Raw genomic sequence first — 25116 nt, 5'->3', positions numbered from 1 at the left:
GAATCATGGATAAAGTAGAACAATATCGAACAGCGATTCAAAGCCTGCTCACTCGTTATGCAAACTATGAGTATTACCCGTCAAATCCTGAAATTGAAACACAACTCATCTTTGATACCCAACGAGATCATTATCAATGGATGGATGTGGGTTGGCAAGAGCTAAATCGGATTTATCGCTCGATTATTCATTTTGATATTAAAGATGGTAAAATTTGGTTGCAACAAAACCTCACCGATTGGAATCCTGCGGAGGAATTAGTGGCAATGGGAATTCCTCGCGAGGATATTGTCCTGGGTTTGCATCCCCCCTACAAGCGCCCTTATACAGATTATGGTGTGGCTTAGACAGTCGTCCGCCTAATCGGTTAGGGTGGGCGAAGCATGACCGTAATAAATTTAAGTTTTTAACCAGAAATCTCTGCTTGGGGCAACCACGGAGGGCGGCGAAGCATGACCGTAATAAATTTAAGTTTTTAACCAGAAATCTCTGCTTGGGGCAACCACGGAGGGCGGCGTTGCATGACCGTAATAAGTTTAAGTCTTTAACCAGAAATCTCTGCGGTCATGCTTTGCCCCTACAGATTTTACAGATTTTTATTCACTGGGAAAACGCGATCGCATCATATTTTTATATTGATATATTGACGCTCGCCTTTACCGTTGCAGTTGACGAGCCATTAAAGATGCTTTTTCGGCATCGGCATTCATGCCTTGGGCTTGAAATAAACGAGCGGCTTGTTGTAAGTCGGAAATTGCCCCAAGCCGATCGCCCATTCTGGCTAATGTAATGCCTCGATTGGCATAAGCTTTGGCATAATAAGGGTTTAGTTGAATGGCTTGAGTGTAGTCAGTCAAAGCCGCCCGATCGCTGCCAATTCTAAACAGGGCTAATCCGCGATTAAAATAAGTATTCGATCGCCCCGGATTGATTTGTAAAGCCTGATTAAAATCATCGATCGCCTGTTGTTGGTCGCCTAAATCTGACAATGCTAACCCGCGATTATTATAAGCTGCGGCAAAGGTTTGATCCAGACGAATTACTTGGGTGTAATCATCAATTGAACCGAGGCGATCGCCCATTGCCGCACGAACTAACGCCCGATTATAATAAGCATCCACATAAGCGGAATTAATCTCAATGGCTCGATTATAATCCGCCATACTTTCGGCAAACTTATCTTGCTCAAAATAAGCCAGACCGCGATAAAAAAAAGCTTCTGAGTAATTTGCCTGACTTTGAATTGCCTGAGTAAAATCGGCGATCGCCCCAGAAAAATCTCCTTGGTCAAAGCGACTTAATCCCCGAACATAAAAAGTTTGAGTATTATTAGGATTATTTACGGCGACTGGGGCATTCGTAGTCGGCGAATCGTCGATCGCGATCGCGGCAGCACTTAACCCCGCTTCGGATAGTTTAGGGATAAAAATATTAATGGGAATTGCGGAATTAAAGCCAGTTTTTGTCGCCACTCTGCCGGTACGATTTCCTTGACCATCGGCTACAGTATCATAATCGCGATCACCTTCCCCGTGAATGCCAATTACTCGTCCTTCTGAATCAAATACCGGCCCGCCACTCATGCCACCTTTGGTGACAGCATTGTAGCGTAAAGTATAACCTCTAGGATGGTTGTTCAGACGGCTGGTGACAAACCCTGGAGAAAACTCAAAATTACGACTACTTCCATATTTATTATTCAACACATTCGCGGGATATCCAAACACAAAAATTTCTGAACCAACGGCAGCGCGATCGGAATTTCCCAAGGTGACAACTGGATAGGATTCTGCACTGTTAAAGGTGACAACCGCTAAATCTGGTTGATTGTCATTTTTTTGTAATAGGACAATATTGGTTACGGCATAGTCTTGTCCTGTATTCGTGCGAATCTTATAGGTAAATTGAGCATCTTTAACCACATGATTACAGGTGAGAACGGTATAAGTTGTTCCTTGTTTCGCAATAATAAACCCAGACCCACTACTGGTAGCTTTGGCAGATTCGCCATTAATTTGAACGGTGACAGGAATCGCTAATTGAGCAATTTCTTGGGCAGATTTTGCCAAAAGCGGTGACGGGGCAAAAGTAACAATTCCGGCAACGGTTAAGGTTCCTGCCAGAATAGCAGTGAGAGCATCAAACTGCGAATAACCTCTACTCATAGCTGATTATTGGTTTGGGGTGATAATGATCCACCTTAAATATTAAAGGCGAAATTAAAAGATAGATTTCCGATCGACCCCTTCCTCAGATTTTTCTGACAATTCTGACATTTCTGACATTCGGAGTTTAAGTAAATTGAAGCTAACGGAAAAAATTGTCATATTTTTCCGTTAGCAATGAGTATTCGTAGGTTGGGTTGAGGAACGAAACCCAACAGAGGGCAACAGAGAAACCGGGTTTCTTTAGACCATCTTTGTCACCCAATCAAGAAACCGGGTTTCTTTAAGAAACCCGGTTTCTAACCCGGTTTCTTTGCTTGGTTGCTTGAGTTTGTAGGGTGCGTTACGTCGGGAATAAAGATAATTAATTTGAGTCATAATTTTTGCCCCGACTAACGCACCCTACCACTACCGGAATGCTTCCTTTAAACAATTAATTTTTCTTGGCCTGAATTACTTGTAAACTACCCCCAGCATAAAGGGTGGATTTTTCCACAACAAATCCCACTTCTGTGAGTAATTCCGGTAAGTTAGTTTTTAACAAATGCCATGCGGTTTCGGTTTCAAATAACCAGAAAAATATGGCGACCCCAGGCCAAAAAATCGGATTTGTGGGGGGATGAAAATCCGCTAAGGTAAAAATGCCCCCTGGTTTCAAGACCCGATAGACTTCTTTGAGAATTTGTCGCAACTGTTGCGGCTGCATTTCGTGAAGGGCTGCACTGGTATGGACTAAATCAAATAGGCGATCGCCTATTGGCATCTCCTCCGCAAAGGCTTCTATATATGAAGCCTGGGGGACATTTTTTTGCGCCCGTTTGATCGATAATGGGGAGGCATCCAGTCCGGTGACATCGGCAAAATTTTCCACCAGGACCCCAGTAGCTTGACCACTGCCACAGCAGAGATCCAGGACTTTGCTGTCCCTGGGGAGGTTCAACCCTTGCAAGGGCAGTCGGCGAAACCGGGACTCACCCCCCACCGCGAGAGACGCTAAACCGGAGATGCTGTCATATAGCCATTGGTGCTGATAACTTAAGTCTCTGAGAATTGTAGCCACGGCTTTTTCCTTGTTGTGAGTGCGATCGGCAATGCGAAATACTTTCTCAATAAATCTGATAGCATCTCAGCTTTTATTGTTACAATAGATTACGAAAATTAAAGTGTTTGGGAAATTATAACTATTATGGGCCGTGTAGGGGTATTATTACTCAATCTAGGTGGGCCGGAACAGCTTGAGGATGTCCGCCCCTTCCTGTACAACCTCTTTTCTGATCCAGAAATTATTCGCCTACCTTTTCCCTGGCTGCAAAAACCCTTAGCGTGGCTAATTTCCAGTCGCAGGGCAAAAACATCACAAGAAAATTATAAAAAAATAGGCGGGGGTTCTCCCCTGCGTCGCATTACAGAAGAACAAGCGATCGCCCTACGGCAGCAGCTAGAAGCCAATGGACATAATGCCGAAGTTTATGTGGGGATGCGCTATTGGCATCCGTTCACCGAAGAGGCGATCGCTCAGATCAAGCGCGATAACATCTCCAACTTAGTAATTTTACCCCTGTATCCTCAATTTTCCATTAGCACCAGTGGCTCTAGCTTCCGGCAATTGGAAACCTTGTGGGAACAAGACCCAGAATTACAAAAGATTGACTATACGGTGATTCCCTCGTGGTACAGACATTCTGGCTATTTGCAAGCAATGGCTGACTTAATTAGTCGCGAACTGGATCAATGCCCAAATCCCGATCGAGTGCATATCTTCTTCAGTGCTCACGGGGTGCCGCAAAGTTATGTGGATGACCTGGGGGATCCTTACCAAAAGGAAATCGAGGACTGCACCAAGTTAATCATGCAAACCTTAAATCGGCCAAATGACTACACTTTGGCTTATCAAAGTCGCGTTGGTCCAATAGAATGGTTGAAACCCTATACCGATGAAGCCATTGAAGAATTAGCCCACAAAGGGGTTAAAGATTTAATGATAGTGCCGATTAGTTTTGTCTCGGAACATATCGAAACCCTGGAAGAAATTGATATTGAATATCGGGAAGTCGCCGAAGAAGCGGGAATTGAGAATTTTTATCGGGTTCCGGCTTTAAATACTCATCCCGTATTTATTAATGACTTGGCGGATTTAGTGGAAGAAGCCTTGCGGGCTCCTCGTGTCAATTTCTCCAAAGTTATGCGTCCGCAAAAGACTTTCAAACTTTATCCCCAAGAACGTTGGGAGTGGGGTTTAACCACCACAGCGGAAGTTTGGAATGGTCGCTTGGCGATGATTGGTTTTATTGCTTTGGTCGCTGAGTTAATTAGCGGTCATGGCCCGTTACATTTTGTCGGATTGTTGTAATCCCTTGGGCGATCGATAGGTTAAAGTAATCGCGCTACATATAACATATATATGCGCTACTATATGCGCTACATAGATAAAGTCCGCTTTTGGCGGACTTTATTTTTTTATGGACGATCCCGAATTTTTGCCCCATTGTTGCCCCATTTTTGCCTAATTTTTGCCTAATTTTTGCCCCATTTATGTCTTACTTAATCCGGTTTTTGCTTGTGGTGACGAGGATGTTGTTTAACTCCTTGATGCATATACCAGCGATACCACTGTTGGGAACTGCGAATCGCTAACCACAATAATAATAAGGCAATAATTGCTCCTTCCCTGGGGGCATCAAAAGCTAATAAGACGAGAGAAATACAGAGAATATCTTGGGCTAAAATTGCCCAAAAAGGTAGTCGTCCCAAACGATAAAACCAGCCGACTTGAACCAGTTGCAATACTAAGGCTAATAGTCCACCGACTACCCCAATAATTGCAATCACAAATCCTGGGGCATCCGCATCTTCTCCTACAAAGGTTAGTTGCGCGATCGCCATACCCATAATTGCCCCAACAAATGGACTACAAACCAACTGAACCGTTTGTAACACCCGTTGCCCCAATAGCTTTTTTGAGGCAAATAGTTCAAATAATGACCAGCTTACCAATACGGCAATTACCACTTGGGGATGAAGCTTTGACAATAAAGGGACTCGTGACCAAAGATCCTCATTTTGCAACAAACCAATTAAAAGTAAAGGTAGGGCAATTCTCATACCCCCCGCTGCTGCTGCCGAAAGTGCCGCTAAGAGTCCAATCATAGAATTTTTGCTGGTATTGTTGCTAAGAATATCAGGGAAGTTGCCAAAGATTCAATTGCCAATACAATCAAGCCTTTCAGATTTTGAAATGTTGACTTTTATTACAAGTTGCCAGTCCTTAGCATCGGCTGATTTATATTGATTCTGTATTTATGCTAACCGATCGCCTCTAACAACTGAAGCGATCGTTAAACTAAGGGGTGAGACTCCTGAATGCTGACAATGCTGGCGATCGCGCCCAACCCCAGAAAACGGGGTGGTTAATTTCGCTCATTTATCTCTCCCCCTGCCGACCCTGCAACATTCCGATGATGATGCGATCGCTTCATTTCTTGATTCTTTGTTTACATTAATCTAGCCACGCAATCAAACCACAAACTTATGTCAATTATTTTATATTAATGATATAATCATACCATAAACTCACAAAAAAACAACTTTTTATCCCCCAGCAACCAGAATCATCAAACCATGAAAAATCAAGAAAAAATCGTCAAAAAAAAGCCTAGTGGCTGTGGATGTAGTAATATTCCTATTTCCATCATCCTCATTTTCATTGGCGGCGGTTATTGGTTATTTACCCACCAAAAAGATTTTTTAACCAACCAACTTTTTGCTTTAGTGCAACAAATCCCGATTCCCGAAAAAGTTCAACCGTTTCTTGCCGATATTACGGCGAATATCCCTACTGCCAAACCATCAGAAAAAACCCCAGAAAGTCAAACAGCCACTCAAACCCAATCACCGCCACAAATATTAGCGAATGACCCCCAGCCTAACGCAGAAAAACAACCCAAAACGATCCATAAAAAAGCTGTAAATCCGCAGGCTGGAACTACCTGGGAAAGCAAAATTATTCGCGGGGTTTATATCAGTCGTTATGCCATCACCAATAATACCGACGAAAAAACGATTAGAGAACGAGTCCGTTATTATCACTCTCAAGGAATTAATACCATAATTCATGGGGTTTGGGGCAATGCTTGCACTATGTACAATAGCCAAGTAATGCAAAAAACTTTAGGTTATGAAAGCTGTCCCAATGAATTTCAAGATCGCTGGTTAGATTGGTTAATCGATGAAGCCCATAAACACGGGATGCAAGTTCATGCTTATTTTGAAAAAGGGATAAAAATTGATGAAAATAGTCCGGTTTTTGACTTGGCTGTTGCCCGGAAATGGATTGTCCCCGGGGTGGATAGGACTCATCCCGGAGTCGATCATTATGTCCTGGATGTGGAAATTCCCGAAGTAGGAGAATTTTTTAAAGATATCCTAGTGGAATTTGTGAAAAAATACCCCAAAATTGATGCGGTGCAGTGGGATGATTATCTGGGTTATTATGCGGAACTGCCGGGAAAAGTTGACCGCACTGCCAGTTTAACTAAGTTTGTGGAAGAGATGATTGCTGAGATGAAAAAAGCGAATCCTGCTGTTAGCTTTGACCTTTGTCATCATAATCCTTATTGGGCGAAACAATATTTTGCCGCTGATTGGGAAAACTGGAGTGTAGACCGTGTGTTTATCCAAGTTTATAGTGAGGAAAATTTTGCTCAAGAGTTAGGTTATGTTAAGCAATCAAATGGCATCGCGATTACAGAGCGACAATTTCAGCATTTAGAGAGTTTAGTCAAAGATCCAGAAGTCCAGAGTATTTTGATTTTCCCTCTTTCTGGGAAACCAGAAGAAGCGATCGCTCAGGTGAAAAAAATCACCGATAAGTTTTAAAGTTTACCCCAAGCTAGAGGAAATTCAGCTTAAAATAGGCATGAATAAATTATTATATATCAGAAACAATATAGCGGTAGCAATGCGGATCAAGTACAGAGGTTTCCTGGATTCCCGCATATAGCGCTGACGCACATGGTTCCCTAACGGGGGAATCACAGGTTTTTTTGTATTTGTACTTCAAAATAACTCCGAAAATTGCTATAAACTATTGAAAGCAGTAATAATCAGACCAAGATTCAAACAATGATGAATTCTGTTAGACCAATAAAACATGAATTGAGCCATTTTACCCGACTCAAATGTGGTTTAGGGTGGGATATGGCAGTGGAAGATGATATGGAAGATGATGCCAAAGATGATGTGGAAAATGATATCGATCTCGACTTGGTGGCACTCTGTTTAGATGACAGCGGTAAATTACCTCGCGGTAAAATGGATTTCATCTATGCTGCTCATCCCAAACATGACTCAGGGGCAATTATTCTTTCTAATGATAATTTAACCGGAGCGGGGGAAGGCGATGATGAGAATATGTCGATCAATTTGAACCAAGTGCCAAAGGCGATCGCGCAGATTATCTTTGGGGTAGCCATTGACTCTGGTGCCGATTTAAAACAAGATTTTAGTGAAGTGAAAAATGGGTTTTGGCGACTATGCGATCGCTTCTCCGGGCAGGTACTCATTCACCAATCTTTATCTAACCCGGAATGGGTAGGAAAAACCGCCTTACTGACAGCGACTTTAAAACGCCAAGAAAACGGTTGGTTATTAATCCCATTAGGGGAAACAATGACCATCGATCATCTGAATGAATTGTTATTTAAATATAGCAATTAAACCTCAAATAAGTCAATTACATAAATTAACCAAAAAGACACAAAGAACACAAAGATTGTATAACTTTAATTATCTTACTTTGTGTCCTCTGTGTCTCTGTGGTTTTGTTAGTTAAATCCCCAAATAAATCCGCAATTAAATCCCCAATCGCTGATAAATTTCCTTGAGATTTTTGAGTTGTTGCTGTGGATCAAAGCAAGCCTCGATCGCCTCTGGGGTGAGTTTTTCCTTCACTCTGGGATCTTGGCAAATCAGTGCATGAAAATCACCATCAAGTTTATTCCAGGCTTGATGAGCACAAGATTGCACGATCGCATAAGCTTCCTCGCGGCGCATTCCTTGACCAACCAGGGCTAACATCACCCGCTGACTGAACACTACACCGCCGTAAACATTCATATTGCGCTGCATATTGTCGGGGTAAATCAACAGATGTTTCACCAAATCAGTCATTTCCACCAACATAAAATGAGTCAGAATACAGGCATCCGGCAGCAGCACCCGTTCTGCGGAACTGTGGGAAATATCCCGCTCATGCCACAAGGCCACATTTTCCAAAGCGGTCATGGCATAGCCGCGAATTAATCGAGCCATCCCGGTCAGCCGTTCTGAACGCACGGGGTTGCGTTTATGGGGCATTGCCGAAGAACCTTTTTGTCCTTTAGAGAAAAATTCTTCAACTTCCAACACATCGGTGCGTTGCAAGTTGCGAATTTCCACGGCAAACCGTTCAATGGAGGCCGTCAACAAGGCCAAATGTTGCACAAAGTCCGCGTGAATTTCTCTGGAAATCACCTGAGTGGAGGCGATATCTGGTTCGAGTCCTAGTTTTTGGCAGGCGATCGCCTCAATTCTGGGGTCAATATTGGCATAAGTTCCCATTGCCCCGGAAATTTGACCCACAGAGATACGTTTCCGCAGTTGAATCAGGCGATCGCGGTGACGCAACACCTCCGCCAACCAACCGGCTAACTTAAACCCAAAAGTAATCGGTTCCCCATGAATTCCGTGCGATCGGCCAATCATCACCGTATCTCGGTGTTGTTGCGCCTGATAGCGAATCGCTTGAATCAAATCTTCCAGCACTTCCAGCAACAGATTCAGACTTGCCACCATTTGCAGGGTCAATGCTGTATCCAACATATCGGAACTGGTCATGCCCAAATGGATATAGCGTCCCGCATCCCCCACGTATTCATTCACATTAGTGAGAAATGCAATCACATCATGGCGGACTTCCGCCTCAATTTCCTGAATCCGCTTCGGGTCAAAATTTGCTTTTTGTTTAATTTCTTCAACCGCTGCCGCAGGAATATATCCGAGTTCAGCTTGCGCCTCACAGACGGCAATTTCCACTTGCAGCCAAGTTTTTAACTTATAGGTTTCTGTCCAAAGTTCGCCCATCTCGGGCAGGGTATAACGCTCGATCACGCGCTGGCAAAAGGATCTAGACAACCTTTCCATTGTAGTACGCCTTTAGCCCAGCGGCCATTCTAGTTGTTTAATCTTAATAAGATTTTATTTGTTGTTTGTTGTTTGTTGTTTGTTGTTTGTTATTTGTTGCTTGTTATTTGTTATTTGTTATTTGTTTGCCGAAATTCCCTATATCTATCGATTGGATCTTCCTCGTCTTTACCCTCCATCAAAGCCAAAAAATCAGCAATTCCTAGAAACTGGGTTTCTCAGAAAAATGCCTGAATTTTAGCCAAGATTTTATTCAGAAACCTGGTTTCTCGCACAATCCGACCACCAGCAAATCACACAAACTGACCACTGCTGACCGGAATATGCCTGTGATACAATCCCCTGTAGCCTCTTACCCCCCTTTTTTTCTTAAAATAATGATTGGCACCATCCTAGAAAATCGCTATCAAATCCTCTCAGAGTTGGGGAGAGGTGGATTCGGCATCACCTACCTTGCCGAAGACATAAAACTGCCCACTCCTCGTAAATGCGTCGTTAAACAACTCTCCACCTCTGACCTGCAACCGCAGGTTTTGCCAACAGCCAAAACCTTATTTCAAAAAGAAGCCGCCACATTACAACATCTGGGAGAACACGATCGCATTCCCAGATTGTTTGCGTATTTTGAAGCTGGGGGACAATTTTACCTCGTACAGGAATTTATCGAAGGCGATGATTTAGCCCAAGAAATCTATCCGGGAAAAATCCTGAGTGAAAAGCAGACTGTTGCACTGCTAATTGAAATTTTAGAAGTCTTAAAATACGTTCACCAACAAAACGTCATTCATCGCGATATCAAACCGCAAAACATTATGCGCCGCAAATCCGATGGCAAAATTGTCTTAATTGATTTCGGCGCTGTCAAAGAGATTCAAGGTCTAGCTGTCACCTCCACCGGACAAACCACCAGCACAATTGCGGTGGGAACTCCCGGATATATGCCCCACGAACAAGCCGCAGGGAAACCTAGATTTTCTAGTGATATTTATGCCTTGGGGATGATTGGAATTGAAGCCTTAAGTGGCATTCCTGCCAGTCAATTTCCTGAAGATCCATCTACCGGCGAAATTGTCTGGAAAAATCAAGTTAATGTCAGCCATCAATTAGCTCGAGTTCTCGATAAAATGGTCTCCTGTTATTTACCGAGAAGATATCAAAGCGTTGACGATGTACTCTTAGAACTTAAGGAAATTAATCAACCGGCGCAAACAGGAGTGACTCTCGCGATCGCCCCCCGCGCTCATTCTCCATCCTCTACATCAATATCTCCAAGCAAATCTCCAACTCATTATCCCTGGGGTCTAAGTTTGGGGTTATTCGCCGGGGTTTTTTTCGTGATTGGCTTTGTGTCTATCATTGCCAATGTGCCGAAATCTCCGAAAACCCCGGCCCCGGATGTGACGCCCGCAACCACACCGAGTCGGACAGCAGGACCTAGCTTGAAACCAAGACCGACCTTAACGGAACAACCTGCTCGAATTAAAGAACCAACTCCAACGGCAGAACCGGCACCAGCCCCAGAACCAATCCCAACGGTAGAACCAATCCCAACGGTAGAACCGGACTGGAGCGAAGAACCGATGCCAACGGTAGAACCGGGTGCGATCGAAGAACCGATGCCAACGACAGAACCGGGTGCGATCGAAGAACCGATGCCAACGGTAGAACCAGTCCCAACGGTAGAACCGATGCCAACGGTAGAACCGGGTGCGATCGAAGAACCGATGCCAACGGTAGAACCAGCCCCAACCCCGGAATCTACCGCACCAGTGGCGCCCCCAGTGACAGAACCGGCACCAGCCCCGGATGGGGTTGGGACAGAAGCGGCACCCGTCCCGGAATCTACCGCACCAGTGGCGCCCCCAGTGACAGAACCGGCACCAGCCCCGGATGGGGTTGGGACAGAAGCGGCACCAGCCCCGGAATCTACCGCACCAGTGGCGCCCCCAGTGACAGAACCGGCACCAGCCCCGGAATCTACCGCACCAGTGGCGCCCCCAACACAGTGAACCAGAAACTGGTTTTCTGCCATAATCTCTGCATTCCGACCCAAATCTATCAAACTGTTAAGAAACGTAAAAAATTATGAATTATTTTAGAGATGACTCGATCGGGAAGAAATATCGGCAATTCAACTGATTAAATCTGGTGCGATCGCATAAAGTATCAACAAAATAGACAATTCTCGCAAACAGGACGGATCGATCCCCCAACCCCCCGATCAAAGGGGGGCTTTTTAGCTTGGAAAAGCACTCTTGTCTAAGATAAACTCGCAGTAAGATCAAAAGTAAGATCGAAGAGAATCAGGGTCAAGGCGATCGCCCCTCAGAAAGTCCAGAAAGCCAAGATACAGAACTGCCAGCCTCGACAACGGGACAACAACGGGACAAAAGCGACAATCATGCGATCGCCTATCTAAAATTAGGAGCACAAATAAAATATCCACCAATAGCCGATGATGATTCGGTTTGCTGACCCCCAGGGTTGATGCCCAAAGGTTTATACTCAAAGAGGATGAATCTAGTTCCGTGAAGAAATTCAGTGGAGTGGGCGATCGCACCGGACACTGGGCAAATTTGGCAGAAGATTTATCATAGACAATATCTAAAGCAGGGAAAAGCTATTATGACATACTGTATTAATCCTGATTGCCAGAATCCTGCAAATTCTGACCACGCTGAATTATGTCAGAGTTGTGGCTCGAAATTGCTGTTAAAAAACCGCTACCGGGCGATCGCGCCTTTGGGGAAAAGTAAACTCGGCAACACCTTTTTAGCCATAGACCAAGATCAACCGTCCCATCCCCCTTGCGTCATCAAGCAATTCATTGACTCTGATGCCAAACCTAACAAGACTGGGGCATTTCAAATCTACGCCGAACAGCTTGCAGAAATCGGCAAACATCCGCAAATCCCCTCATTACTCGCCTCATTCGAGCAAGAAGGCAGTCAATATATCATCCAAGAATATATTGAAGGACAAAATCTGGAGCAAGAATTAACCGAAGCAGGCACATTTAACGAAAGCCAAATTCGCAAACTACTTTATGATTTGCTCCCAGCGATCGATTTTGTCCATAGTTTCAATCTGATTCACCGGGATATCAAACCAGAAAATATCATTCGCAGCCACCAAACCAATCAACTCATCTTAGTTGATTTTGGTACAGCGGAAACTTATAACCGTTTTCGCCAAATTAACCCGGGTACAGTCACCGGATCTGCCGAATATGCAGCCCCGGAACAAACCAAAGGCAAAGCGGTGATTGCCAGTGACTTTTATAGCCTAGGGCTAACTTGCTTGCATCTGCTCACGGGACTTTCAGCCTTTGACCTCTTCGATCCCAAATCAGAAACCTGGGTTTGGCGGGATTATTTGAAAACCCCCGTCAGTCTTCAACTTGGGCAAATCCTGGACAAAATGGTTCAACGGGATTGGAAGCTGCGCTACAATCGGGCCGAGACGATCCTCAAAGACCTGAGAAAAGTATCCCTGCCCTCGTTACCCGTCACTCAAAATACTCGCTTAGTCACTGCGATCGGTGGGGCAACCGTAGCCCTGTTATCTCTCCTGGTGACAACTCGTTTACCTTCACCAGTGCCACGAACCACCATCACAACTGAACCAGTCCCATATTCGGTTCTCGAATACCACAATCAGCCGCCAAAGGATCACAGCGTCAAGCCTTATTACTCTTCTGACAATCTGCCACCAATGCGGACTTTGGCCACTACCTCCGGTCCGGTCTGGTCTGTGGCGGTCAGTCCCAATGGCAAAACCATCGCCAGTGGCAGTTGGGACGGCACCATTCAACTGTGGCACGTCAGCATCGATAATGCCCGAATTCCCATCCAAACTTTAGCAGGGCATACGGGGGCCGTTTGGTCAGTGGCGATTAGTTCTGATGGCAAATTGTTGGCCAGTGGCAGTGCCGATCAGACCGTCAAAATTTGGGATTTGCGGACTGGGGAATTGTTGAAAACTCTCAAAGGCCATGATGCCGGAGTGTTTTCTGTAGCTTTTAGCCCGGATAACTCTTTAGTCGCCAGTGGCAGCTTTGATAAAACAATTAAGCTGTGGAATATCGATCAGAACAAATCTGAACATTATCCCGAATCTTTCAAAGGATATGCTCACGAATATGCCAAAGGATATGCTCACGGATCTTCTCAGCAATATTCTCAGCAATATTATGAGAAATATTCCTCAGAATATCCAGAATATTCTCAGGGATATCTCCAGCAAACTTTAGTCGGTCATACCCAAGAAGTGCAATCCGTTAAGTTTAGTCCCGATGGTCAAACCCTCGCCAGTGGCAGTACCGATGGCACGGTGAAACTCTGGAATGTCAACACGGGTAAGGCTTTTCGCACTTTGTCCGGTCATACGGATTCAGTTTGGTCAATTGCGATCGCCCCTGATGGCAAAACCCTCGCTAGTGGCAGTTGGGATCGCACGGTCAAACTCTGGAACTTGGAAACCGGAGAACTTCGGCGGACTCTACACGGTCACTCAAAACAAATTTATTCCGTTGCCTTTAGTCCCGATGGTCGCACCTTAGCCAGTGGGGACTTAAATGGCACTATTAAACTGTGGAGTACACGCAGTGGTTGTCAAAAAGGCACCCTTAAAGGTCATACAGATTCCGTAGAAATCGGGTTTTCTGCGGATGGAACAACCATGATTAGCGGCGGTTTTGATGACACTATCAAAATGTGGCGTTTAGCTCCTTAATTATGGGATTTTCTGTGTAACTTTTGTTCAACAAAATTAGGACAAATTTAAAAGCGATCGCTTTTGTTTTCTTCGGGATCAGAGGCGATCGTTTTTTCTATTCAGGCTCAGGAATCTAACAGGTTATTATTAAAAGATGTTACATTTCTGCCTGAGCGACGGGGGATGATGATATATTTCAATTGTCATATTTATGAACTACAAAAAAACCTGTCATTCCCGCGCAGGCGGGAATCCAGAAAACCTCTGTACTTCATTGGGACAATAAACGCTATACTTATCTAGGCAATTGGATATATCTTAGATTATAAAATTTAAATAAATTATGGCAATTCTGAATTCCATTAAAACTCAAAATTATAAAAATTTAGTCGGGGAAATTAAACTCAACAAGCTGAATATTTTTATTGGTTCTAATGGTTCGGGAAAAAGCAACTTAATTAATTATATACAATTCCTGAAAAATTGCATCACTCCAATTTGGGATCCAGTCAGGGGAGTGAGTAGCTTTGAAGATGCAATTTCTATCTTAGGTGGAAATCGAATTTTAGATAATACGGTGGCGAGTCCCGCGTATATATTATTTAACTATAGTTTTTCTAATCTAGATAGTTTTTCTAAACTAGATCGCCGTGACAATGACACGGTTAATCTTTCTTTGAAACTCTGGGTTGACCAATCATTAATCAAATCAAGAGCTAATCTAGCCGAAGAAAATTTATCCTGCGATCGGGGGCTAGAACAACCTTTTTTCTATTATAAATTTCACGGAGAAGAAATTGGCAAAGGTTTAATTAGTATTTATGACGAAGAGCAACGTAGAACGAGGTTTGAAAGATTAGAAAATATTCCGATTAATACTTTAGGAGTAAATATCATTCCCAGTTTATTAGAAAATACTTCATTTACTCCGAAAAATACAACAGTTTATGAGGTGAGACGAGAACTCTTAGAATCTGTGGCTGATTGGCAATTTTATAATGCCAATAATATGGATTTACATCAAATCAGAACTTCAGAACCGAAAATCGGCTCATCGGATATTCATTTATCTTCATCCGGTGAGAATTTACCGTTGGTTTTTGAGAATTTAATTCAACAAAATATTGACTTTGAGGATAGTATTAATGAAGCGATGAAAGCTATCCTGCCCAAAACTCGTCGGATTCGACCAATGCGATCGGGTCAATATGGGATAACGATTGAATGGTATTTTGAAGGAATTAAAGAACCATTTTATTTAAGAGAAATGTCCGATGGCACAGTCAGAATGTTATGTTGGGCAGTGATTTTACATTCTCCTAAATTACCCTCATTATTAGTCATTGATGAACCGGAATTAGGCTTGCACGTTGCTTGGATGCGAATTTTGGCAGAGTGGATTAAAAAAGCTTCGAGAAACACCCAAATCATCATTGCCACTCATAGTCCAGATTTATTGGATAACTTTACCGATTGTTTAGAAAATGTATTGTGTTTTTCTTCTTCAGATAAAATCCATTTTTCCACAGAAAATTTATCACGAGAACATCTTGAAGAAAAACTGGCAGAAGGATGGGAATTGGGGGATTTGTATCGAATTGGGGATCCGAGTATTGGAGGCTGGCCGTGGTAGTTTGGGTATTTGCAGGAGGAGGGGAAGCGGAAGTCGCCGGTTTAATCCCATTTTTAGAAAAATGTTTTCCTCAATGTGTATTTAAACGGAAAACTCCCGCTAGGCAAAAACCGGGGCCAAAAGCCAATCAACCAAATCGAGGTTCTACCAGTGGTTATGGCAGAACTGGGGATAGTTTAATTGCACAAATCAACCGAGAACTAGCGATCGCACTCAGGAATGAGCCAGAGAGTTGTCAGCTTATTCTCGTTATTGATGACTTAGATTGTCGGAATTATCAATCGCAAAAACAAAAGTTTTTAGCGGCGATTAATCTCATCCCAAATTGTGCAACAATTACTAAATTTGTAGCTTTTGCTGCTCCCGAATTAGAAGCTTGGATTATTGCCGATTGGGACAATTCAATTGCAAAATATACAGATTTTCGCCGCAGACATGAACAGATGCGTTGGTGGCTAAGTCAACAATGCCACGTTCCTTTTGACGCTCCTGAATCATTCAGCACTTATGACCCGTCACGAGATAGTTGCGAAGAAAAATTATCAGATTTGTTGATTTTATCAACCACGAGAATCGATGATAGTAACATCGAACAACCCCCTTTCTCCAAAAAAAATCATACTCCTGAACTGTTAAAGATGCTGAACCCAGAAGTGATTCAGAAAAAGTGTCTTATTTTTAGAGAATTTTATAACTATATGCGGTATTTTTTCCGTTAGCAATCTTGATATTCTAAGACTTACGCAAGTAATCTATATATGGCGTATTGGTGCGTTACGCTTCGCTAACACACCCTACGGATAGCGTTTATGAGTAAGTCCTAATCTTAAAAGTCCGATCGCCAAATATGCACTGCACGCTTTGCTAAATCATCTTGACGTTGAACTATAGTATCTATTGTCCATGCTTCTGCCAGAATATTCTTAGTTAAAGCATAAACACTTTGCGGATACTTGTTCTGCTTAAGTGCATAAACCTCGTTACCTATTTCCCGATTAAAATTTGGCTCCAATGGCGTTAAATTACCGAGGCGATAAACCATCTCTTCTATCTGATTATCGGAGAAATGTTTTCTCCAAGCATCGTTGGGTGATTCCGGTAAAATATGCTCGATGGAAAAACTATCTTCATTAATATCGGTTCGGTTTGCCGCATCCATCTCCAGTTTCCCCAGAATATATCGCACCAGTTTTTTCTTTTGTCCCTTGGTCGAAATTGACAGCAAAGCAAAATCTTGTTTAAACTTCTGATCGGAAACATAAATCGGACGTAGCCGTTCAAAGACTTGTTTAGGGGTGGATATCTCACCCTGGTTAATAGCGATCGCCACTTGGTTGTAATAGGATTCTAATTCATTAGGATTCAGACCACTGACCACCGTATAGCGAAAGGAAATCACCGCCACAAGTTTAAGCAGTCGGGTAAAGTTATCCGGCGAAAACTTAGAGTAAGCCGCGAATAAAGTTGGATAAGCTTGCTTGACTTTAAATAACGCTAATTCGCGGATATAATATTTATTTTCTGGGGTGTCTCGCCAGAATTCATCATTAGCATTTTCCAGGGCAATAAACAGACTACTATAATTTTCTAATTCATCAAGTAAGTCAAAGGCTTGTTGAGCATTTTTCACCGATGCCCGGACGAGTTTAAATAGCCTTTCCCGTCTCACCCTCGTCGCTTTTAAACTCAGATAATAACGCAGAAACTCTGGAAATTTTTCCATCTGCACTGTATTGATAATTCGTCTCCATTGTCTTTGGGCTTCTGCCAAGTCATCTGGCCCTTGGAACAGAGAAAATAAATAATTTTTTAGTAAATCCGTTGAACTGAGTTCAATGCCTCTAGCATTTAAGGTTTCAAACACTGTATAAGCGTTTAACTCATCTTCAACGTTAATTTGAATAAATAGCAGTTGTTTGGCGATGGTGTCGGTCAGAAAAGTGGCTAATGTTTCGCCGGTATTTATCACTTCTTAAACCGTCTCTAGCTGCCGATAAAAGTATTCAAATGCTTGCCAAATGAGTTGATTAGATTTAGCCAAAGCGCGAATATTTCTAGGTTTACGGAGATTAATTAAGTTACTTTGATAGAAGTCATTGTTATTTTGATTTAACCGTAATTTACTGGAGTAGCGGAGGGAACGCGGGTCGCGATCGCCCAGATAGGTGCGTTTGAGGATTTCTTGGCGATCGCGGTTAGCTTCTGGGTCTTGTTCGCGATCGATTAGGGCTTGAATTTTGTCAATTACCGCAATGGCAATCAGACTAAAAGTGGCTAATCGTTGTTGTCCATCAATAATCGTAAACTCTTGATCGGAAGTCGGGGAGCTTTGTAACACAATTGCTCCCATATAATGACTAGACTCCTGGTTAGTATAAAGTGCCATAATATCTTGCCAGAGGTATTCCCAATTTTCCTCTGTCCAAGAATAATCCCGCTGAAAAATGGGCACTTGATAAATTTTGCCATTACCGATGATTTCCCCAAAGTTCGTAGTCCGAGTATCGAGTAAATTAATCCGCGCCATATCTCTAATTAAAATATCTGCTTAAAATAAATAAAAGACTGCCAATATCCAAAATATCATAATTTAGCAAAATATAGCAAAATCTAGGTAATTTCGCCTGAAATGAGGTATAATAAAAAGTTAGTCAGCTAAGATTTTTTATGCGGAAATTTTACTCTGGTACGCTTTTCTTGGTCAGCGCGATTCGCTTCGCGATCCCTGTGGGAATCGCCCTCGTGCCCCTGACCAGTTGTACTCCCAGCCCTAATTCAGAAGCTACAGCCCCATCTAGCACCCCGAAAACTGAGCAACAGCAGCAAATAATTCGCGCCAGCGGTGGTAGTAGTACCATTGAGGTATTGCAGCTTTTAATGGATGCTTATACCAAAAAAGTAACGAATACCCAAGCCAATTTTTTGCCCGCAAGTCAATCAGAAAGTACCCTTGCCGGAATTCAAGCAGGATTACTGGATATTGGTAGTTTAAGTAAAACCCTCAAACCCACAGAAATAACTGATGATTTGGCCCAACGAGTCATTGCCCAAGACGGTCTAGTTGTGGCAACTAACCCCAGCGTTGAGGGGGTGACAAATTTAACTACAGATAATCTAAAAGCAATTTATAGTGGTCAAGCGAAAAACTGGCAAGAGTTTGGCGGGCCAGATGCCACCATTGTCGTCCTCGATCGCCCGGAAGATGAATCGGCAAAACGTCTTTTGAGAGAATATTATTTGGGCAAAGATTTAGTCACCTCACCGGATGCGGTGATTCTCCGCAAACAAGATGAACTGGTCAGCGCTTTGCAAAGCACTCCTTATAGTATTGGTACTTTCTCTTTAGCGACAGCAATTTATGAAAAAGTGCCTGTGAATCACTTAAGCTTAAACGGCATTGCCCCGACTTTGGATAATATTAAATCAGGCAAATATCTGATGGTTCGCCCCATTAATTTGGTGTTTAAAAAATCCCCTGCCCCACAGGTACAAAGTTTTATCGATTTTCTTTCCAGTCCAGAGGCGATCGCATTGCTCACTCAGGCTGGTTATGCTCCTGCTAACATGACCCCATGAACCATGAAACCACGCCGACCCATTGCAGGTCTGCTCAAAATTCCGGTTGCCGTTAAACTATTTCTCCCTTTATCTGTCCTATTTATAATATTTTTAGGACTATGGACAACCGGAACCTATCTGTTTTTTCGCAAGTTTTTTGAGCAAAATTTGCGGCGGGAAACTGAGGCATTTACCTCAGTGCTTCTCAGCAATATAGAACAAAGACAAAACCTATTGCAGTCAAAAGCAAAATGGCTGGCCGATGGCAACAATATTTCTCCAGCGATTGCCTCAAATAATAGTGGAATGTTATTCCAAGAATTGTTGCCGATTCAATATGGATTAAAGCTTGATTTAATTCAAGTGATAGCCAACGATTCACTGCTGGCAGATTTGCGCCAACCGATTTTGCAAAATATTCCCCTCCAAGACCAAAAAGTGACTCAAGCGGCTAAAGCGGGGTTACAATTATCCGATGTGATTGCCACCGAAGGTGATGCCCCTTCTGTTTTGATTAGTTTAATTTCTTTGAAAAATAGTGAAAAGGTAGTTGGTAGTATTATTGTTGGTTTTGCCTTTACGGAACAAATCCTGAATGAAATTCGCGGAGATACTCCAATACATTTGGTGGTTTTCCAAGGGTCACAAATTAAAACGGCCACTCTACCGATTTACGATCCAAATTGGCAGCCCCCCAGTCCCAATTCCCCGACAACTTACACCCAGATTGCCGGTCAGGGATATATCGTGAAAACTGTAACTCTGGGCAGTATTAGTGATGATCTAAAAGTGGTGATGCTGAATCCCACAGCCCCTTTAGAAGAAGCAGAAAATCGGTTGTTTTATACTATCAAGATTATGGCATTAATTGGCGGTGCGATCGCCCTTTGTCTCTGCTTTTATTTTTCTCGCTGGTTAAATCGACGCATTCGGATTTTAACCAATGCAATGCAACAATTTGCTGCCGGTAATTTAAGCATTCACATTAATATTGATAGCCCGGATGAAATTGGCATTTTAGCCGAAGGTTTTAATGCAATGGCAGAACAACTGACTCAGCGCGATCGGCAAATACAACATCAATTAGAAGAACTAAATCAAACTCTCAAAAAATTGCAAGAAACCCAAGCTTATCTGGTACAAAGTGAAAAAATGTCCAGTTTGGGACAAATGATTGCCGGAATTGCCCATGAAATTAATAACCCCGTTAATTTTATTCATGGCAATCTTACTTATGTTAAGCAATACACCGATGATTTACTGCAAGTGATTAATCTCTATGAAACCGAATGTCCTGATATTTCCCCCGAAATGCAAGAGGAAATCGCAGAAATAGAATTAGATTATTTAAAAGACGACTTGCCGAAAATCCTCCAATCCATGCGTGGAGGAACCGATCGCATTCGGGCAATTGTCCTGTCCCTGCGGAATTTTTCTCGACTGGATGAATCAGATTTAAAAGCGGTGAATATTCACGAAGGAATTGATAGTACCTTGCTGATTTTGCAATCCCGGTTGCATGAAAATTCCCAACGTCCAGAAATTGCTATTATTAAAGAATATGGTGAATTGCCCCTGGTGGAATGCTACGCGGGACAACTGAATCAAGTGTTTATGAATATTTTGGCGAATGGGATTGATGCCTTAGATAAATTAAGTTCTGAACGCAGTTTTGCGGAAAATCAAGGGGATCCTTTGTGGATCAAAATTTCTACAGAAGTGCTGCCAGAAAATTGGGTGAATATTAAAATTTTGGATAATGGTATAGGCATTCCCGAAGAACTGCGATCGCGCATTTTCGATCCCTTTTTCACCACCAAAGATGTGGGCAAAGGCACTGGCTTAGGGCTATCAATTAGCTATCAAATTGTGGTAGAAAAACATGGGGGAAAACTATTCTGTGAGTCATCATCAGACCGAGGGATTTCCTTTGTGATTTCCCTGCCCATCAAACATAATTAAATTGTGATTGTTTGTTGGTTATTTGTTGTTGGTTATTTGTTGAATAATTACCACCAGGACTTACCCTTGAATATCTTTAAATGTAGGGTGGGCATTGCCCACCAAATAATTAGGTGGGCAGAAATAAATGCAGACCATATCAGAAGAATGTCATTCCCGCGAAGGCGGGAATCCAAGGATTTACGGTGGGGAACGAAAAGTGCAATTAATTATGTTCACCTACTTATAATACTAATATAATACCATATATATCTGGTTTATAAGGACTTGTAGGGGCGAAGCATTCCCGCCGATAATTTATTGGTTATCACCCTGAATTGATGGCGGGAATGCTTCGCCCCTACAGAAATTTGTTGTTTACCCAGTAGAGAAGTAGGACTTACCCAGACCGGATTTTTTTGGTTAAATCATCTTGGCAAATTTCATTACACCAATTATAATTAATTATCTGATAATTTTAGGTGAACAATGACATCAAACCATAGCGCGATCGCTCCTTTAACTTGGGCAGAACTGCAAGCCCTGACAAACTTTGAAATCGATCTGGTCAACGGACCGACTAACCCTCAGTCTCTATTGCGTTTATTTGGCCATGCTGAATCCGATGTTCGGGTGACATTATATCGCGATCACCATGCTTGGTGCCCTTACTGTCAGAAAGTCTGGCTGTGGTTAGAGGAAAAGCAAATCCCTTATCGGATCAAAAAAGTCACGATGTTTTGTTATGGGGAAAAAGAGAGTTGGTATAAGCAAAAAGTGCCATCGGGAATGTTGCCCGCCCTGGAAATTGACGATCGCCTCATTACCGAAAGTGATGATATTTTAATTGCCTTAGAAGAGGTCTTTGGCCCCTTGGTTTTCGGAATGCAAGACTCCAGGGTTTTGGCGTTGCGACAACTAGAACGAATGCTATTTCGGGCTTGGTGTAGCTGGCTTTGCTATCGCCCCATTCCCTTCGATCGAGAACAAAAAAATCGCCGTCAGTTTATCGAAGTAGTGGCCAAAGTTGAGGCAGCCCTAGCCGCCACTCCTGGGCCTTATTTCCTGGAAGAATTTAGCACCGCTGACGTAATTTTTACCCCATACGTTGAGCGGATGAATGCCAGTCTTTATTATTATAAAGGCTATTCGCTGCGAGAAGAAAACCCCCGTTTATCCGCTTGGTTTGATGCGATGGAAACTCGCCCCACTTATCGCGGTACTCAAAGCGATTTTCACACCCATGCCCATGATTTACCGCCCCAAATGGGAGGATGTTGGGAAAATGGCGAACCGCAGACTTCAATTAATCAGCAACGGGTGGATCATGGCCCTTGGTTCGGATTGCCAGATGTGACTTATCCAGAACCGGAAAATTGTCGTCAGGAAGCTTTGCAACGAATTATTAAACACCGGGAAAATTTGACTAAAGTGAATCCCGCTGATTCGCAATTATTTGATGAAGCGTTGCGTTGTGCCCTGACTTTGATGATGACAGGAAAAGTCTGCCAACCCCCCGAAGGTGCGGATGAGGCTTTGCGCTATTTACGCGATCGCATTAGTGTCCCACGGGATATGTCTATTTATGCGGCAAAACATCTCCGGGAAGCTTTGGAAAAAACCGCAGCTAAGGCCGGCGATCGCCAGGGTCGTCCTCTTTCCACTCGCGATCGGCGCGATCAAAACCCCGCTAACTTTGGTAAAGGTTAAAAGCCTAATTGTATATCGACGAATACACCGAATATACCTGTAGGGGCGAAGCATTNNGCCATTCGCCCCTACAATATTCTAAGCAATAAATTATCTGCCGGAATGCTTCGCCCCTACAATATTTTCAGCAATAAATTATCTGCCGGAATGCTTCGCCTGTACAATATTCTAAGCTATCTGTAGGGTGGGCAAAATGCAAGCCCACCCTACGAAATCTAGCTATCTGTAAGGTGGGCAAAATGCAAGCCCACCCTACGAATAAATATATTTACATCATAAAAATAATTCCAGTTAATTAGGCAACCAATCGATATCAAGTAATTGGTCAAGAGAATAAGGGCTGTCTGGGGGAAAATTTACGGTTTTTTGCGTCTTAATCTGAACAAAACCCAGGGCATCTTGATAAATCGAATTGAGTTCCGACTCTAAATAATTGCGGAGATTAGTCGTCAACCTGCGTTTTAACTGGATTCTAAAATTATAAATTTCTTCTTGCCAATGTAATTGATTATATTCTCGTTCAGACGGCCAGTATTCCAGCAATAATAAATGACGAATCACTTGTTCTAAAAGGCTGACCACAGCATTTTTCTTTTCCTTGCCCAAATCTTCCAACTCCTCAATTAAATTTTCCCAGTCTATTTCTTTGAATTGCTGATTTTTCAATAATTTAACGGTTTCCTCTAGCCATTGAGAATCATCGATTTCATAGAGTTGTTTTAAATTAGTTAGAGTTATCATAACATTTATCCCTTTGCCTAAAAATCTGCTGAATGCTGACCTATTGTATTAGTAGGGTAGGCAAAATTTTGCCCACCCTACGAAATTTATAAACTAGAATATATGCTGCATCTCGATTCATAAATCACCCGACTTTCCTTTAAAATTGCCTCGCGGCGAATCCAATTTTCATCCGCTTCCACCACCGACTTTTCCACTAAATCAACCTGTCGCCGAAACAACTCTTCTAATTCTTGTTCTAAGCTGACAAAATCTAATAAGCTGAGGTGAACTTCTGAGGAAAAGGTAACGAGAACATCAATATCGCTATCTACACGAAAATCATCTCTTAATACCGATCCGAAAAGTCCTAACTCGACAATTCCTGCGCGATCGCAAAAACAGCCTAAAACTTCTGGAGTGATATTCAGTCTGGCGTATAGAACTCGATTGGGAATCTCTAAAGTTAATTTTTCGGCATTGCTCATAAAATTTACCCAAAAAATATTGCACTAATAATTAATATTTTACTCCTTTTTTCCCCAAGTTGCTATTGTATATTTATTTGACAATTTGTAATATTAATTAGTAGGGTGGGCAAAATTTTGCCCACCCTACCACTAAACTGCACTGGCTAAACCCTGTTGTAATACCGCCAAAACCTTGGCAATATCACCGGATAATAACGCGGCTGTATCTAACCATAAACCGGGGAAAACTTCAGAACAAATTATCCCCGATGAGTTGGCTGAAAGTGGCAAATATTCCCCATCTTTTAAATAAAACCAATCTAATTCCCCATCATCAACGCGCCAGATAATATATTCTTGCACGCCATTACGCCGATAAACGTGCAGTTTTTTATGGCGGTCAATAGATGCGGTAGACGCGGCAATTTCTACGATTAATTCCGGCGCACCGGCTACATAATCATCGGCAGTAATTCGTGATAAACCGCCCTGTTCTATTCTTAATAAAGCGTCTGGTTGGGCTTCATTATCCATATCAAAAATTACCGTAGCATTATCCAGGACTTCTACCCCTGGGGTCATCGCTTCATAAGTGCCTAGCCAGGTCATAATGCGAGCATGGGGTTTGCCGTGACTTTTGGCGCGTAAGGGAGATGCTATATATACAATTCCTTCAATTAATTCAGCTTTTTTAATATGAGGCATGGCGTGATAACGCCGTTCAAATTCATAACGAGTCAGCCGATCGCCGTTTTCTAAAGGAGGCATCTTTACCGGAGGGGCAATGGGTTTAAATGTGGTCATATTTTATTCTCCTAATTTGTTTGTAGTTGATTATCATCGATCATACATATAATAAGTAGCTGAACATAATTAATTGCACTTTTCGTTCCCCGCCGATAGGCTTTGGATTCCCGCATATAGGAAGGATGCATAGGAGAGAGTTTCTTAGGAGCGATAAGATAGAATATCTTTACTAGGCATCTCTGTAATCTTGCCTCTTTTCTTCTATACTGGTCTGTGG

General features: G+C 42.7%; 21 protein-coding genes and 1 pseudogene. 12 read left to right on the top strand and 10 right to left on the bottom strand.

Going from position 1 to position 25116, the window contains the following annotated elements; all coding sequences use genetic code 11:
• Positions 1 to 5 precede the first annotated feature (5 nt).
• Positions 6 to 347 (top strand): XisI protein, encoded by a 342-nt coding sequence (locus AM228_RS23255; protein ID WP_054469319.1) that lies wholly within the window; start codon positions 6 to 8, stop codon positions 345 to 347.
• A gap of 309 nt (positions 348 to 656) precedes the next feature.
• Here AM228_RS23255 and AM228_RS23250 read toward each other — a convergent pair whose 3' ends face one another.
• The 3 genes from AM228_RS23250 to AM228_RS23245 all read right to left on the bottom strand — a co-directional run bounded on the left by AM228_RS23250 (position 657) and on the right by AM228_RS23245 (position 3225).
• Positions 657 to 2165 carry a tetratricopeptide repeat-containing serine protease family protein gene (locus AM228_RS23250; protein ID WP_054469318.1) on the bottom strand — a complete coding sequence of 503 codons (1509 nt, stop codon included), beginning with the start codon at positions 2163 to 2165 and terminating at the stop codon, positions 657 to 659.
• A 243-nt stretch (positions 2166 to 2408) separates the two neighbouring features.
• Positions 2409 to 2543, bottom strand: a complete 135-nt coding sequence (locus AM228_RS36405) for a hypothetical protein (protein WP_255353257.1) — start codon at positions 2541 to 2543, stop codon at positions 2409 to 2411.
• A gap of 55 nt (positions 2544 to 2598) precedes the next feature.
• Entirely contained in the window at positions 2599 to 3225 is a 627-nt protein-coding gene (locus tag AM228_RS23245; protein WP_054469317.1) for a class I SAM-dependent methyltransferase, read from the bottom strand.
• Positions 3226 to 3351: 126 nt separating this feature from the next.
• Between AM228_RS23245 and hemH the strand changes: the two genes are divergently transcribed.
• Entirely contained in the window at positions 3352 to 4515 is a 1164-nt protein-coding gene (hemH, locus tag AM228_RS23240; protein WP_054469316.1) for a ferrochelatase, read from the top strand.
• A 191-nt stretch (positions 4516 to 4706) separates the two neighbouring features.
• Here hemH and AM228_RS23235 read toward each other — a convergent pair whose 3' ends face one another.
• Positions 4707 to 5312, bottom strand: coding sequence for a DUF4126 domain-containing protein (locus AM228_RS23235; RefSeq protein WP_054469315.1), 606 nt, complete (start codon positions 5310 to 5312; stop codon positions 4707 to 4709).
• 471 nt (positions 5313 to 5783) lie between these two features.
• On the opposite strand from AM228_RS23235, the gene AM228_RS23230 reads away from it, so the two are divergent.
• Both AM228_RS23230 and AM228_RS23225 read left to right on the top strand, forming a co-directional pair.
• Positions 5784 to 7040 carry a family 10 glycosylhydrolase gene (locus tag AM228_RS23230; RefSeq protein ID WP_054469314.1) on the top strand — a complete coding sequence of 419 codons (1257 nt, stop codon included), beginning with the start codon at positions 5784 to 5786 and terminating at the stop codon, positions 7038 to 7040.
• A gap of 246 nt (positions 7041 to 7286) precedes the next feature.
• Entirely contained in the window at positions 7287 to 7880 is a 594-nt protein-coding gene (locus AM228_RS23225) for a TerD family protein (protein WP_054469313.1), read from the top strand.
• A gap of 135 nt (positions 7881 to 8015) precedes the next feature.
• On the opposite strand, the gene purB is transcribed toward AM228_RS23225, so the two are convergent.
• On the bottom strand, positions 8016 to 9311 hold the full coding sequence (purB, locus tag AM228_RS23220) for an adenylosuccinate lyase (RefSeq protein ID WP_054469333.1): 1296 nt from the start codon (positions 9309 to 9311) through the stop codon (positions 8016 to 8018).
• 410 nt (positions 9312 to 9721) lie between these two features.
• On the opposite strand from purB, the gene AM228_RS23215 reads away from it, so the two are divergent.
• From AM228_RS23215 to AM228_RS23200, 5 genes are all read left to right on the top strand, one after another.
• The gene (locus tag AM228_RS23215; protein ID WP_197285384.1) at positions 9722 to 11353 is read left to right on the top strand and encodes a serine/threonine-protein kinase; all 1632 of its coding nucleotides are present in this window, start codon (positions 9722 to 9724) and stop codon (positions 11351 to 11353) included.
• A gap of 459 nt (positions 11354 to 11812) precedes the next feature.
• A complete protein-coding gene (locus tag AM228_RS36400; RefSeq protein ID WP_255353256.1) occupies positions 11813 to 11941 on the top strand; it encodes a hypothetical protein in 129 nt (42 codons plus the stop codon).
• A gap of 28 nt (positions 11942 to 11969) precedes the next feature.
• Positions 11970 to 14078, top strand: coding sequence for a serine/threonine-protein kinase (locus AM228_RS23210; protein WP_054469332.1), 2109 nt, complete (start codon positions 11970 to 11972; stop codon positions 14076 to 14078).
• Between the two features lie 325 nt (positions 14079 to 14403).
• Positions 14404 to 15693 carry an AAA family ATPase gene (locus tag AM228_RS23205; protein WP_054469311.1) on the top strand — a complete coding sequence of 430 codons (1290 nt, stop codon included), beginning with the start codon at positions 14404 to 14406 and terminating at the stop codon, positions 15691 to 15693.
• The gene (locus AM228_RS23200; protein WP_231636921.1) at positions 15687 to 16412 is read left to right on the top strand and encodes a DUF4276 family protein; all 726 of its coding nucleotides are present in this window, start codon (positions 15687 to 15689) and stop codon (positions 16410 to 16412) included. The genes AM228_RS23205 and AM228_RS23200 overlap by 7 nt, the downstream gene beginning before the upstream one ends.
• A 107-nt stretch (positions 16413 to 16519) precedes the next feature.
• On the opposite strand, the gene AM228_RS23195 is transcribed toward AM228_RS23200, so the two are convergent.
• Both AM228_RS23195 and AM228_RS34490 read right to left on the bottom strand, forming a co-directional pair.
• Complete coding sequence (locus AM228_RS23195; protein WP_369817799.1) at positions 16520 to 17416, bottom strand: HNH endonuclease family protein; 897 nt, start codon at positions 17414 to 17416, stop codon at positions 16520 to 16522.
• An 84-nt stretch (positions 17417 to 17500) separates the two neighbouring features.
• Positions 17501 to 18220 (bottom strand): annotated as a pseudogene (locus AM228_RS34490) (DUF262 domain-containing protein); the annotation flags it as partial.
• Positions 18221 to 18360: 140 nt separating this feature from the next.
• On the opposite strand from AM228_RS34490, the gene AM228_RS23190 reads away from it, so the two are divergent.
• From AM228_RS23190 to AM228_RS23180, 3 genes are all read left to right on the top strand, one after another.
• Entirely contained in the window at positions 18361 to 19269 is a 909-nt protein-coding gene (locus AM228_RS23190) for a substrate-binding domain-containing protein (RefSeq protein ID WP_072160899.1), read from the top strand.
• 3 nt (positions 19270 to 19272) lie between these two features.
• The gene (locus AM228_RS35655; RefSeq protein WP_054469310.1) at positions 19273 to 21213 is read left to right on the top strand and encodes an ATP-binding protein; all 1941 of its coding nucleotides are present in this window, start codon (positions 19273 to 19275) and stop codon (positions 21211 to 21213) included.
• Positions 21214 to 21681: 468 nt separating this feature from the next.
• Positions 21682 to 22902: a glutathione S-transferase family protein gene (locus tag AM228_RS23180; protein WP_054469309.1), complete on the top strand. Its 1221-nt coding sequence runs from the start codon at positions 21682 to 21684 to the stop codon at positions 22900 to 22902.
• 291 nt (positions 22903 to 23193) lie between these two features.
• Here the strand turns inward: AM228_RS23180 and AM228_RS23175 are convergent, their stop codons facing one another.
• From AM228_RS23175 to AM228_RS23165, 3 genes are all read right to left on the bottom strand, one after another.
• Positions 23194 to 23643: a DUF29 domain-containing protein gene (locus AM228_RS23175; protein WP_054469308.1), complete on the bottom strand. Its 450-nt coding sequence runs from the start codon at positions 23641 to 23643 to the stop codon at positions 23194 to 23196.
• Between the two features lie 86 nt (positions 23644 to 23729).
• A complete protein-coding gene (locus AM228_RS23170; RefSeq protein ID WP_054469307.1) occupies positions 23730 to 24110 on the bottom strand; it encodes a nucleotidyltransferase family protein in 381 nt (126 codons plus the stop codon).
• A gap of 132 nt (positions 24111 to 24242) precedes the next feature.
• Positions 24243 to 24896 (bottom strand): Uma2 family endonuclease, encoded by a 654-nt coding sequence (locus AM228_RS23165; RefSeq protein ID WP_054469306.1) that lies wholly within the window; start codon positions 24894 to 24896, stop codon positions 24243 to 24245.
• Positions 24897 to 25116 lie beyond the last annotated feature (220 nt).

It is taken from the genome of Planktothricoides sp. SR001 (genome assembly GCF_001276715.1).
Lineage (GTDB): Bacteria > Cyanobacteriota > Cyanobacteriia > Cyanobacteriales > Laspinemataceae > Planktothricoides > Planktothricoides raciborskii.
This window is presented reverse-complemented; position numbering and strand designations above follow the sequence as displayed.

What these genes read in the sequence shown, in the direction of transcription:
- AM228_RS23205 (WP_054469311.1), top strand. Translation starts at nt 14,404, where the DNA reads ATGGCAATTCTGAATTCCATTAAAACTCAAAATTATAAAAATTTAGTC.
- AM228_RS23195 (WP_369817799.1), bottom strand. Translation starts at nt 17,416, where the DNA reads ATGGAAAAATTTCCAGAGTTTCTGCGTTATTATCTGAGTTTAAAAGCG.
- AM228_RS23230 (WP_054469314.1), top strand. Translation starts at nt 5,784, where the DNA reads ATGAAAAATCAAGAAAAAATCGTCAAAAAAAAGCCTAGTGGCTGTGGA.
- hemH (WP_054469316.1), top strand. Translation starts at nt 3,352, where the DNA reads ATGGGCCGTGTAGGGGTATTATTACTCAATCTAGGTGGGCCGGAACAG.
- AM228_RS23175 (WP_054469308.1), bottom strand. Translation starts at nt 23,643, where the DNA reads ATGATAACTCTAACTAATTTAAAACAACTCTATGAAATCGATGATTCT.
- AM228_RS23210 (WP_054469332.1), top strand. Translation starts at nt 11,970, where the DNA reads ATGACATACTGTATTAATCCTGATTGCCAGAATCCTGCAAATTCTGAC.
- AM228_RS36405 (WP_255353257.1), bottom strand. Translation starts at nt 2,543, where the DNA reads ATGACTCAAATTAATTATCTTTATTCCCGACGTAACGCACCCTACAAA.
- AM228_RS23165 (WP_054469306.1), bottom strand. Translation starts at nt 24,896, where the DNA reads ATGACCACATTTAAACCCATTGCCCCTCCGGTAAAGATGCCTCCTTTA.
- AM228_RS35655 (WP_054469310.1), top strand. Translation starts at nt 19,273, where the DNA reads ATGAAACCACGCCGACCCATTGCAGGTCTGCTCAAAATTCCGGTTGCC.
- AM228_RS23225 (WP_054469313.1), top strand. Translation starts at nt 7,287, where the DNA reads ATGATGAATTCTGTTAGACCAATAAAACATGAATTGAGCCATTTTACC.
- AM228_RS23235 (WP_054469315.1), bottom strand. Translation starts at nt 5,312, where the DNA reads ATGATTGGACTCTTAGCGGCACTTTCGGCAGCAGCAGCGGGGGGTATG.
- AM228_RS23190 (WP_072160899.1), top strand. Translation starts at nt 18,361, where the DNA reads ATGCGGAAATTTTACTCTGGTACGCTTTTCTTGGTCAGCGCGATTCGC.
- AM228_RS23180 (WP_054469309.1), top strand. Translation starts at nt 21,682, where the DNA reads ATGACATCAAACCATAGCGCGATCGCTCCTTTAACTTGGGCAGAACTG.
- AM228_RS23255 (WP_054469319.1), top strand. Translation starts at nt 6, where the DNA reads ATGGATAAAGTAGAACAATATCGAACAGCGATTCAAAGCCTGCTCACT.
- AM228_RS23170 (WP_054469307.1), bottom strand. Translation starts at nt 24,110, where the DNA reads ATGAGCAATGCCGAAAAATTAACTTTAGAGATTCCCAATCGAGTTCTA.
- AM228_RS23215 (WP_197285384.1), top strand. Translation starts at nt 9,722, where the DNA reads ATGATTGGCACCATCCTAGAAAATCGCTATCAAATCCTCTCAGAGTTG.
- AM228_RS23250 (WP_054469318.1), bottom strand. Translation starts at nt 2,165, where the DNA reads ATGAGTAGAGGTTATTCGCAGTTTGATGCTCTCACTGCTATTCTGGCA.